General features: G+C 67.5%; 9 protein-coding genes. 2 read left to right on the top strand and 7 right to left on the bottom strand.

Going from position 1 to position 11,544, the window contains the following annotated elements; all coding sequences use genetic code 11:
* Nucleotides 1–134: 134 nt before the first annotated feature.
* Together AC2VON_RS05575 and AC2VON_RS05580 are read left to right on the top strand one after the other, a co-directional pair.
* A complete protein-coding gene (locus AC2VON_RS05575) occupies nt 135–875 on the top strand; it encodes a glucose 1-dehydrogenase (RefSeq protein ID WP_486952044.1) in 741 nt (246 codons plus the stop codon).
* A gap of 218 nt (nt 876–1,093) precedes the next feature.
* Nucleotides 1,094–2,134, top strand: coding sequence for a phosphodiester glycosidase family protein (locus tag AC2VON_RS05580; RefSeq protein ID WP_486952052.1), 1,041 nt, complete (start codon nt 1,094–1,096; stop codon nt 2,132–2,134).
* Between the two features lie 87 nt (nt 2,135–2,221).
* Here the strand turns inward: AC2VON_RS05580 and AC2VON_RS05585 are convergent, their stop codons facing one another.
* From AC2VON_RS05585 to AC2VON_RS05615, 7 genes are all read right to left on the bottom strand, one after another.
* Nucleotides 2,222–3,562, bottom strand: coding sequence for a M1 family metallopeptidase (locus tag AC2VON_RS05585; RefSeq protein ID WP_486952045.1), 1,341 nt, complete (start codon nt 3,560–3,562; stop codon nt 2,222–2,224).
* Nucleotides 3,559–7,515, bottom strand: a complete 3,957-nt coding sequence (locus tag AC2VON_RS05590; protein WP_486952046.1) for a Pls/PosA family non-ribosomal peptide synthetase — start codon at nt 7,513–7,515, stop codon at nt 3,559–3,561. Before AC2VON_RS05590 ends, AC2VON_RS05585 begins: the two co-directional genes overlap by 4 nt.
* 117 nt (nt 7,516–7,632) lie before the next feature.
* Entirely contained in the window at nt 7,633–8,349 is a 717-nt protein-coding gene (locus tag AC2VON_RS05595; protein WP_486952047.1) for a mammalian cell entry protein, read from the bottom strand.
* On the bottom strand, nt 8,316–8,879 hold the full coding sequence (locus AC2VON_RS05600; RefSeq protein ID WP_486952048.1) for a mammalian cell entry protein: 564 nt from the start codon (nt 8,877–8,879) through the stop codon (nt 8,316–8,318). Before AC2VON_RS05600 ends, AC2VON_RS05595 begins: the two co-directional genes overlap by 34 nt.
* Nucleotides 8,876–9,877: an RDD family protein gene (locus tag AC2VON_RS05605; protein ID WP_486952049.1), complete on the bottom strand. Its 1,002-nt coding sequence runs from the start codon at nt 9,875–9,877 to the stop codon at nt 8,876–8,878. The genes AC2VON_RS05600 and AC2VON_RS05605 overlap by 4 nt, the downstream gene beginning before the upstream one ends.
* The gene (locus tag AC2VON_RS05610; RefSeq protein ID WP_486952050.1) at nt 9,874–10,536 is read right to left on the bottom strand and encodes a hypothetical protein; all 663 of its coding nucleotides are present in this window, start codon (nt 10,534–10,536) and stop codon (nt 9,874–9,876) included. The genes AC2VON_RS05605 and AC2VON_RS05610 overlap by 4 nt, the downstream gene beginning before the upstream one ends.
* Nucleotides 10,506–11,544: Mce/MlaD family protein (locus AC2VON_RS05615; RefSeq protein WP_486952051.1), on the bottom strand; the 1,039-nt coding region annotated here is incomplete at its 5' end. The genes AC2VON_RS05610 and AC2VON_RS05615, both read right to left, overlap by 31 nt.

Here is an 11,544-nt window from a genome sequence, read left to right on the forward strand (position 1 = left end):
AGGCGTCGTAGACGATGCGCACACCACCGACGCCGTCGAAGGCCCGTTCGACGCGGGTGGTGGCCATCAGGGCAGCGTACGGTGCCGCACCGGGCTCGGGTAGCTTCGGGTTGCGTCGGGTAGCCTCACCGGCCATGGGACGAGTCGATGACAAAGTTGCACTGATCAGCGGTGGCGCTCGCGGGATGGGCGCCGCACATGCCCGGGCACTGGTCGCCGAGGGCGCCAAGGTCGTCGTCGGGGACATCCTCGACGACGAAGGCGACAAGCTCGCCGAGGAGCTGGGCGAAGCCGCCCGCTTCATCCACCTCGACGTCACCCAGCCCGATCAGTGGCAGGCCGCCGTCAAGACCACCGTCGACTCCTTCGGCAAGCTCAACGTGCTGGTCAACAACGCCGGCATCGCCAGTGGCAACGCGCTGCGAGACCTTGCGCTGGCCGCTTGGCAGAAAATCATCGACATCAACCTGACCGGGACATTCCTGGGCATGCAGGCCGGCGTGGCGCCGATGATCGAGGCCGGCGGCGGGTCGATCATCAACATCTCGTCGATCGAGGGCGTGCGGGGCAGCCCCGGCCTGTACGGCTACGTGGCGTCGAAGTTTGCGGTGCGGGGACTGGCCAAGGCGGCCGCACTTGAGCTGGCCGCGCACAACATCCGGGTGAATACGGTGCTGCCCGGCCTGGTCCGGACCCGGATGACGATCGGCATCCCCGATGATGTCCTGCAGATTCCGCTCGGCCGGGGCGCCCGGCCCGCCGAGGTGTCCGCTTGCGTGCTCTATCTGGCCTCCGATGAGTCTTCCTACTCCACCGGAGCGGACTTCGTCGTGGACGGCGGCCTGACGATCGGGGTGCCCTACAAAACCTCGTAGCGGGTTAGCCGGCCGCAAAGCCCAAGCGAGGGAATGTCATTGCACCGGAATCGAACCGCAGCCGACCCGTGACATAAGTTGACGGCGTTACCGGCCTTGCCATCGTTAGTATTTGGCGTATCGACCTGAGCGCCGAAAGGGCAATCGTGGCATACCCGGCACACCCACGTAGCCGTCTGGCCGCAGCTCCCCGCCGCCTGGCGGCCGGCTGCGCGACGATGGTGCTGTGCCTGATGTCGGCAATCAGTTCCGGACAGCCCGTGGCGCGGGCCGCCGACGGCCGCGACCTGCTGGCTAACGCGATCGCCACCACCCGCGGTTCGTATCTGGTCTACAACTTCGGCGCCGGGCACCCCGCCCCCATGCTCAACGCCGACGGCGGCTGGTATGAAATGAACAACGGCGGGCATCTGATGATCATCAAGGCTGCGTCGCAACGGCTTTCGCCGCACCTGCTGGTAGACAGTCACGCCGGTTACCAGGCACGGTGTGAAGGCGACCCGCGGGCTCGCACCGGCGAGGGACTGTGGCAGGCTTCGGAGGTCTATCCCCCGCTGCAGGCCTGGCAGGTGCTGGGACAGCCGACCATCGCGATCAATGCCAACTTCTTCGACGTGCGCGGCCAGAAGGGTGGCTCGTGGCGGTCTACCGGGTGCAGCTCCCCCCTGGGCGCCTACGTGGACAACACCCGCGGGCAGGGCCGGGCCAACGAGGCGGTCACCGGAACCGTTGCCTACGCCGGCAAGCAGGGGCTCTCCGGCGGCAGCGAGCACTGGTCCACGCTGGCCACTATGATCCTGCCGAGCCACGGTGCACCATATGTGGTGTGGCCCAAGGGAGGTCGCGACGGTGGCGACTACGACGCTGCCGGGCCCGTCGTCGGCGGACTGGTGGACAAGGGTGAACGATTTGTCGCGGTGAGCGGACTCGGGCTGTTGTCGCCGGGAAACACCGGCCAGCTCAATGACGGTGGGCCCAGCGCGGCCCGAACCGCGATCGCCTACTCGAGACCCAAAGATGAGATGTACGTCTTCGAGGGCGGCAACTACACCCCGGACAACATGCAGGATCTCTTCCGTGGCCTGGGCAGCGACACCGCGGTCCTGCTGGACGGCGGCGGCTCGTCGGCGATCGTGCTGCGCCGCGACACAGGCGGCATGTGGGCCGGTGCGGGTACGCCCAAGGGGTCGTGCGACACCCGTCAGGTGCTCTGCGATTCGCACGAGCGCGCGCTGCCCAGTTGGCTGGCCTTCAATTAAATGAACACTAGACTGCCCGAACACCGCGACATTGCCGACGGCCTGGCTGAACGCTAACGTGTAACGCCGAAAACCGCCGCTTGTCGGTTATGGCACTTCCGTCGAGTACAGCCATGCATCCCACAATGGCCGCAGCGACTTCTCGGAGTAGTTGGCGGCCAGGCCGGTGAAGTCATCGGTGGCGACCGTGCCATGGCGGTGCCGGGTCGTCCAATCCTTGAGCAGCGCGAAGAACTTTTCATCGCCTAGCAGATCGCGCAGCGCGTGCAGAGCCAACGCACCACGCTTGTAAACGCGGTCGTCGAACATATCTCGTGGTCCGGGATCGGTGAGCAGCAGGTCTTGTGGCTTCTCGCCCAGCTGCTCGTGGTAGCGACGGGCCAGCTCGTCGGCGCTCGGCCCGCCGCTGTGTTCGGACCACAGCCACTCCGCGTAGCATGCGAATCCCTCGTGTAGCCAGATGTCGCACCAACGTCGCGCGGTCACCGAGTTGCCGAACCACTGGTGCGCTAGTTCGTGGGCGATGAAGCCCTCGTAACCCCGGCTGCCATCGCAATGATTAGCTCCGAAGATCGAAATGCCCTGTGCTTCAAGCGGTATCTCAAGCGGATCGTCGGTGACAACAACCGTGTATCCGTTCGCCAACGGATACGGTCCGAACAACTCGACGAACAGATTCATCATCTCGGGCTGGCGGGCGAAGTCGTGTTCGAAGTCGCGGCGCAGCCGCTCCGGCAGTGCCGCCTGGATAAGAACCGGGGCCCCAGCCAGCCGCATCATCTCGTATGTGCCGATCTGCAGGGTGACGAGATAGGTCGATGTCGGTTCGGGTTGTTCGTAGGTCCACACGGTCCGCGATGCCCCGACCCGTCGCGCCACCAATTTGCCGTTGGCAATCACCCGGTACCGGCTTTCGGTGCTGATCTGAATACGGTAGGCGGCTTTGGCGCCGGGGTGGTCGTTGCACGGGAACCACGATGCGGCACCGTTGGGTTGCCCGGCGACAAGCACACCGTTCGCCAGCTCTTCGAAGCCGACGTCGCCCCACAGCGATTGAATCGGCCTCGGTGAACCGCCGTAGCGCACCACAATCGACAGCGCCACGCCGGTCGCGAGCTTCGATGCCAGCCGGATACGCAACTTCCCACCGCGACAAGCGAATTGGGCGACAGGCTTGCCATTCACCGAAACCTTCGACACTGTCAAGACATTCGACAGATCCAGCGTCAGCTGCTGCAACTCCGTGAGCGTCACCGCGGTGACCGTGGCCCAACCCGACAGCCGATTCACCGCGACCCGGTACTGTAGGTCCAATTCATAGCGCGACACCCAGTAACCAGCGTTGCCGTTATTCGGCAGGTACGGGTCGATGACCGCGGATTCGGCTTTCTTGGGAACCGCCTTGGCCGGCCTGTCGGAAGCTTTCACGCTACGGCATCCCGCGCGCCGCTCACGGGCGTGTTCTTGGCGCTGGACTTACGGTCGAGGTTGCACGGCCTGATCGGATTGCCCTGCCAGCGTGTCGATGCAGGCACTTCGTCGCCGCGCACCACCAATGACGCGGGACCGGCAGTCGCGCCGGCGCCCAGCCGTGCCGCGGGCAGCGCGACGCAATGCGGGCCCAAGGTCGCCCCGGGCTCGAGGACGACGGTGTCCATCTGCATGATCCGGTCATGGAAAAGATGTGTCTGCACTACACAGCCGCGGTTGACGGTGGAACCCTTGCCAAGCGTGACCAGGTCCGCCTCGGGCAGCCAATAGGTTTCACACCACACGCCGCGGCCGACGTGGGCGCCCAACGCCCGTAGCCATAGATTCATTACCGGTGTGCCGTCGGCCGCGCGCGCGAACCATGGCGCCGCGACGATTTCGACGAAGGTATCGGCGACCTCGTTACGCCAGACAAACGGCGACCACAGCGGAGATTCGCCGGGCCTGATCCGGCCGACCAGAAGCCATTTCGCGGCAACCGTGACAACGCCCGCGATCGCGCCCGCAGCCAGTATCACCAGCCCGCCGCCCAGCGCCGCCCACCAGATGCCGAATGTCCTTGCGAGCCATTGCAGTGCGCCCAGCACCGCCAGCGCGATCGCGACCGTCGCGAATACCGGCAGCAGTCGGCATGTTTCCACGACGGCACGCATCGCTTTCAACCGCGGCGGCGGGTTATAGGTGGTTTCCTCGGCGGCCTCGGCGGGGCGCCGTCGCAGCCGCATCGGAGGGCTGCCCAGCCAGGACGAACCGCGCATGGCTTTGGGAGGCGTCGCCGACAGCACGGCGACCAGTCCGTCCTCCGGGACGCGGCGGCCCGGCTGGGTGATGCCTGAGTTGCCGAGAAACGCCCGCCGGCCGACCGTGGCCTTGGCCGCGTATATCCAGCCGCCGCCGAGTTCGTAGCACGCCACCATGGTGTCGTCGGCCAGGAACGCGCCATCGTCGATCACGGCAAACTTGGGGATCAGCAACGCCGTGGAGATCTCGGTGCCTCGGCCGACGTTGGCGCCGAGCAGCCGCAGCCACAGCGGCGTCAGCATGCTGGCATACACCGGGAACAGGTAATCGCGCGCGGCGTCCATGAGCCGTTCGGTCGCCCACAGCCGCCAGCCGGCGCGGCTGCGCACGGGGTGGTAGCCCTCGCGCAACCCCATCGACAGCCCCCGCACCGCCACCACCGTCAGCAGCGTGTACGCCATGAGGCCGGCCAAACTCGCGACGGGTGTCCACAGCAGCGTGGGCAGCACAGCCTGCGACAAACGGCCAGTGTGGCGCACGGCCCCTGCGATCACCGCAATGCCGGCCGCCACCGCGACCAGCGGCAGACCGGCGAGCAGCAGCGACGTCAGCCCGTACACGAGAACCCAGTGGCTTTTGCGTGCTGGCCGTTGCTCGGGCCACGGGTGGCGGGCCTTGCCGGACTTCACCGCGGGCGAGCCCTGCCAATACTGACCGTTCTTGATCTTGCCGGTCACACCCGAGCCCGGTGCCACGTTGGCGTTCTTGCCGACGACCGCGCCCGGCAGCAGCGTGGTCCGGGCGGCGATCGTCGCGTCGTTGCCGATCGTGATCGCACCGACGTGGAACGCGTCCCCGTCGATCCAGTGCCCGCACAGGTCCACCTCGGGTTCGACCGCGCTGCGGTGCCCGAGCGTCAACAGCCCGGTGACCGGCGGGATGGAATGCAGATCGACACCGCTGCCGATAGTGGCGCCCAGTGCGCGGGCGTAATACACCAACCACGGCGCTCCGGCCAGGTTCTCGGCGCCGCTGGTCTCGGCCAGCCGTTCGACGAACCACACGCGCAGGTGCAGCGACCCGCCGCGGGGGTAGGTGCCGGGCTGCACCTTCCGCAATAAGATGCGCGCGAACAGCACCGTGATACCCATTCGCCCCACCGGCGTGACGAACAGAACGAACGCCGCCGCAACCAGCCACCAACTCACCCCAACAGTCCACGGCACCAGATGTATTGCGTGCGCGACGTTGTTACCCAGCGCCAGCCAGGTCAGCCACGGCAAAGCCGCCAGCGTCGCCAACGGCACCGACAACACGGTCTGGGCCAGCTGAGTCAACCACGGGGTGGGTTGCACCACCCGCTCAGTGACCTGCGGCGGGGGCTCGAGCTCGTCGAGGAACCCGGCGAACGAGCCCAGCCGAGGGTGATCGTAGAGGTCGGCGACGGTGATCCGCGGATACTGCTGCCGCAGCGCGGCCACCAGCTGCGCGGCCGCCAGCGAGCCACCGCCAAGCGCGAAGAAGTCGGCCTCCGGACCGTCGACCACGGCCCCCAACAGATCCCGCCACCGCTCGGCCAGCCGCGCGGTCGTGCCGCCCAGGTCGGGCGTTTCATCGACGTCCGAATTATCCGAACCGGGCGGCGGCCACGGCAGCGCATCCCGGTCGACCTTGCCCGACGTGCGGGTGGGCAGCTCCTCGACGCGAACCAGCCGTGGCACCAGCGCGGCGGGCAGCTGTTCGGCGAGCCGGCCGCGGGCCTGGTCGATGTCGAACGACGGAGCCGCGCTGACGACGTAGCCGACCAGCACCGGCGTGCCGGTGCTGCTACGACGGACCGCGGCCGCGCCGCCGCTGACCCCGGGCAAGTGGACCAGCGCGGCGTCGACCTCGCCGAGCTCGATGCGGCGGCCCCCGACCTTGACCTGGTCATCGGTGCGTCCGCAGAAATACAGCCCGTCGCGTTCCAACCGGACGAGATCGCCGCTGCGATATGCGCGCCGCCAGCCCAGCGTCGGCAGCGCGGCGTACTTCTCGGCGTCTTTGTCCTTGTCCAGGTAGCGGGCCAGCCCCACACCGCCGATCATCAGCTCGCCGCTGTCTCCATAGCCGACCGGCCGGCCGTCGTTATCGACGACGGCCAGGTCCCAGCCCGGCAGCGGCAGCCCGATGCTGATTGGGTCCCCGCCTTCGAGCTTGGCGGCGCACGCGACCACGGTGGCCTCGGTCGGGCCATAGGTATTCCACACCTCCCGGCCGTCGACAGCGAGCCGCTCGGCCAGCTCCGGAGGGCAGGCCTCTCCGCCGAAGATCAACAGCCGCACCGCTTCGAGTGCCTCGGCGGGCCACAGCGACGCCAGCGCGGGCACCGTCGAGACCACGGTCACATCGCGGGTGACCAGCCACGGGCCGAGGTCCATCCCGCTGCGCACCAGCGATCGCGGCGCCGGGACCAGGCAGGCGCCGTGGCGCCAGGCCAGCCACATCTCCTCGCACGACGCGTCGAAAGCCACCGACAGTCCGGCCAGCACCCGGTCACCTGGACCAATCGGGTTGTCCTGCAAAAACGTCTGCGCCTCGGCGTCGACGAATGCGGCGGCACTGCGGTGTGTGACGGCCACGCCCTTCGGCGTGCCAGTCGATCCGGACGTGAAGATGATCCACGCGTCGTCGCGTAGCAGCGGCGTCGCGGCCTGCCAGCCGCGGGACGAGCCGGGGCCTCGTCGCAAGCCCGTTTCGGTGATGGCCGCAGCAACGCCGGCCGCACGGAACACCAGCTCGGCACGTTCGTCGGGGTCGTCGGCGTCGACCGGCACATAGGCCGCACCGGTGGCCAGCGCCGAAAGGATCGCCTCATAGAGCGCATAGCTGCCCGACGGCATCCGGATGCCGATCCGGTCGCCACGGCCGATGCCGCGCGCGGCCAGCCAGGCCGCGCCGGCCTCGATGTCGGCGATCAGCTCGCTGTAGGTCAGCTGTACGGCGCCGTCGTCGATCGCCGCGGCGTCCGGGTAGCGTGCGGCGGTGTGGTTGAGAATGTCGATAAGGGTGCGCGGGTCGGGCGCATCGGGCGACAACAGGTACTGCGCTGGGACGGGCTTCGGGTCCGGGGACCTGGGAGACCTGGGAGACCTGGGAGACGGAGCCACCGTATGAAAATACTCAAAGCTCGCGATTGCCGCGGCGATCCACCGGCAAGACGCCAGGAATGTGTCTGGGATGCCACATGGCTCCCCTGGGGATCGAGCGGCTTCGGTTGGCGATCCCTACACCCGGGGAGTCAGATCCAGCGAGGTCACCGTCGGCATTCTGGTGATCACCCACCGGTGGTGGTCGCGCCGCATGGACAGCCGGTAGGAGAGGTATTTCAGCGAGGGGACGGCCCCCTTCAGCTCGCTGGTCGCCGAGGTGTTGGTGTACAGCAGCACGGTCGCCTCGCGGCCGTCCAGTGATTCCACGGCCGCGGCGGTAACCTGCGTGCTGTCGGTGACCTTCGCCTGCTTGTTGGTCTCCGCGATCGCATCGATGAATTTGCGGTAGTCGGCTTCGAGGTCGCCACTGAGGTAGACCGCCGCACGATCGACCAGCGTGTCCATGTTCTCCGGCGTGTAGTTCCACAGCGTGGCGATCGCACTGACCGCAGTCCGGGCGACCTCCGTCTTGATCGCTACCTGCGCCCGGTCAGCCAGATACGGCTGCACTGTGGAACCCGCAAACGCCGCGGCGCCGACGAACAGCGCGGCAGACACACCCACCGCGACGGCGGGCCGCCGGCCGATCCACCGTTTCACCGGGCGGGCTGCATCACCGGCTTGCGCAGCATCTTCCGCTGTCGCTTCGCCGGCTGCGGCTTCAGCGACAGCGTCGGGCAGAGGATCGACGCTTGCCTTGTCGGCCTTGTCGGCCTTGTCGGCCTTGTCGGCCTTGTCGGCCTTGTCGGCCTCATCCTTCAGATCACCTGGGCGAGATTGCTGATCTTCCACTGGTCCCCTTCCTGCCTGGCCGTCACCACCCAGCGATAGGCGATGTCGACGGCATTCTTGCCGTCAGCCGAGGTGGTGGTCACGTCGGTGGCCACCAGTACGTCGGCACTGCCGTCGTCGTTCCATCGCTCCACGCCGGCGTCGAGAACCCTGCCGGTTCCCGGCTCCTGCCTGGCCACCTGGAGCAGGATCCAATTCGCATTATCCTGGTATTGTTTCGCGAATTCACCGGTAGCGTGAGCAAGCACCCCGGCCACGTAGTCGTTGACGTGAAAGGGATCCGGCGAGGTGAACAATGTCATGAAAGAGCGGACTTCGCCGAGCACCGCAACGTCTCTCATCGCTGCCCGTCGGTGCGACTCATGTGAGATCAACGTCAGGGCGGCCGCGGTGATCGCCTCTGTCATGACCAATCCGGCGACGACGAACATGACCGGCAGCCGCTGCAGCCGCCACGGCCGTCCCGGCGCAACGGTTTTCGCCTCGAACAGTGGCGTTTCGTCCGGTTGAACCCGGCGGCGCGGACTCAATTGCCATCCTCGGCGGGTGGCGGCTTGGTCACCACGGTGAGGTCGTCGAGGAGCCACTGTGCGGTCGCGGACTTGACAAAGCTCACCCGCACCGTCGCGCTGATGGGCCGTTCCTTACCCGGATCACCGCGCTCGCCCTGCAGGAACACCAGCATCGTGGCGTCGCGTGGCGCCACCGACAAGACGGAGCTATTGACCGCCCAGTACTCGTTGGCCACGGGTTTCGTCTTCTCGACCGCCTGCTGCTCGGCTTCCAGCCGTTCGCGGTATCTGTCGGTCACCAGCGACCGGGCGTGCGCGAAATCGTCCTGCAACGACTTCGGGTTGTAGGTCAGCATCTGCTCGACGATCTTGGGTCCCCGTCCTGCGATCTCCGCGCGGGTTTGGTCGATCGTCCGATCATGTTGGTAGACCACCAGATAGCTCATCACCGCACCCGCAATGCACAGCAACGCAGCAATCAGGGAAACCACCGCGGCGCGAACAGCTGCGTTTCGTGGCGGCCGGGTGGGCGCGACCCGTCGCACCTGTGTGCGCGCCAGCATGTCGGCAAAGGTGCGCCGCTGCTCGTCCCAGAACGGCCACAGCCAGCCCACCAACACCGAGGCGGTGTCGAGCAGGTGCGCCAGGTCGCGCAGCAGCAGCCGCCACGGCCCGACCAGCCCGACGGACCCGATCGGGGCGCCGTTGTTCGGCTGTACCGCGATGCCGAAGACTGCGCGGCCAAGGCTCCACCCGGTGATGGTCGGCAGCAATGCGCGGTTGGCGGCGGTCAGGGCTATCGCAAGCCCGGCGATCGAAACACACGACCACCACCACCCGCCGCGCAGCGGCACACTCAAGGCGGCCAACGCCGTCGTGGTCACCACGGCGACGCCCGGCAGGGTGTCGACGGCGAACGCCGCGGCGCGAACCCTCCAGGGCGCCAGTAGGGTCACCGGAACCGGTGTCTCGTCGACTGCCGCGGTGGTCTCGGTGTCGTCGACCACCGCCGTCACTTCGTCACCAGGTCGAGGTTGGCGATCTTGTACTGGCCGGCGTCGCGTGCCATCTTCACCCGCATCCGGTATCCGTAGAGTTGCCCGTGCTCCATGATGCTGTCGATCTTGACGCGCAGTGCCACCAACAGGTCGACCGAACCGTCGGGGTTGTCGCGTTCGACCGCTGTTCGCATCTCAGCCACCTGAACGTGGGCATCGGCGGCCTGGTAGGCCTGCTCGAGCATCGTGGCGTACACCGCGTTCTGCGCAGCGAAGGCGCCGGTGGCACATTCGAGGATCTTCCGTTGCGCAGCGGGCAGAGCGGCGGTGTCGGGCACCTGGGTGGCGGTGACGCAATCCTTGGCGGCCGCGACCGCCGTGGCGTTGTCACGGGCGATGGCCCGGATTTCGTTGTCGGAGCGCAACGCGCAGTAGCCGCCCGTCCCCACACCGGCGGTCAGCACCAGCAGCGCGGCACAGATGCCCCGCACCCAGCCGCCGCCGAGCCGGGACGGGCCAGCTGAGGGAGCTTCCTCGGCTACCGCCGATACCGGCTCCGCGGCGGGCGAGGCGGTGTCGTCAGCCCCGTCGTCTGGTGGCCGGCCGAGATTCCCGGGCGGTGACGCGTCATCGGCAGCGGAGGTGTTCAGCTGGTCGGCGCCAGCATGTCCTTCCATCCGTTGTCTCCTGTGTTGCTCGAGTCGTCGACGGAGAACGTGACGCCGTCTGGACCCATCAGCTCTTCGCTCTGCGTACGGTAGATCGCTGCGGGCGCCCCGCTCGGAGTGTAGACGCACGGATTGGGCTGCTGGCCGTTGCACTGGACGGTCCCGGAGCCGGGCCGCTGCAGCGGGTCGTTGAGCGGCGGCGGCGTCGGTGCGACCCTATCGGCGGGCAGCGGGTTGAGGCCGGTGTTGACCGACGGCGCCTGGATCACGTGGCCCGGCTCCACCGGCTGATCGCAGCGCGCGCCCGGCGCCGGGCAGTTGCGGATCTGGTTGGGCTCGCCATACCAGGGGTTGGTGCCGAGCGGGATATAGGGTTTGTCGCTGCGGCAGTCACGGGGCGTCGGCGCGCGTTTGCCGGGCACGTCGACGCACGGGATATTGCGCACTCCGCGCACGGCCTGGCCCTGGGTGTCCTGCGGGATCGCACAGTAGGAGTCCACCAGCTCGGCCGGGCTGGTGTCGGCGAATGCCCGCCACTGCGATGCCGGCATATAACCGGTCAGACAGGGTGGCGGTGGGTTGAATAGCCCGCCCGGGATGTCCAGCGCGCCCCGGTCGGGAAACACCGCGGTGATCGTCTGCAGGATCGAAGCGAGCTGCGGCACGAACACCAGCAGTTGTTCGCCGTTGCGGTGGTAGCGCTTGAGCATGTCGGTCACGATCACGGTGTTCTCCAGCGTCTGCGGCAGCGTTTCGCGCACATCGCTGAGTGTCCCGTTCAACTCGTCGGCGGTCGGGGCGGCTTGGCGCAGGATGCCTTTGACGGCCTGGTCCTTCTCGGCGGACTGCGCGGCCAGCGTGTTCAGGTTGCGCGCCCAGCGCCCGATCGCGTCACCCGAGTCGACCTGGCTGTTCAGGATCGGTCCCGAGTGCTCGATGATGTCGGTGAAGTCGGTGATGTTGGTCTTGAAGTCGGCGGCGATCGCCTGCGTCGCATCCACCAGGCGCTGCAACGCC

The sequence above is a fragment of the Mycobacterium sp. TH-M82 genome (genome assembly GCF_057473605.1).

What these genes read in the sequence shown, in the direction of transcription:
- AC2VON_RS05580 (WP_486952052.1), top strand. Translation starts at nt 1,094, where the DNA reads ATGGTGCTGTGCCTGATGTCGGCAATCAGTTCCGGACAGCCCGTGGCG.
- AC2VON_RS05575 (WP_486952044.1), top strand. Translation starts at nt 135, where the DNA reads ATGGGACGAGTCGATGACAAAGTTGCACTGATCAGCGGTGGCGCTCGC.
- AC2VON_RS05610 (WP_486952050.1), bottom strand. Translation starts at nt 10,536, where the DNA reads ATGGAAGGACATGCTGGCGCCGACCAGCTGAACACCTCCGCTGCCGAT.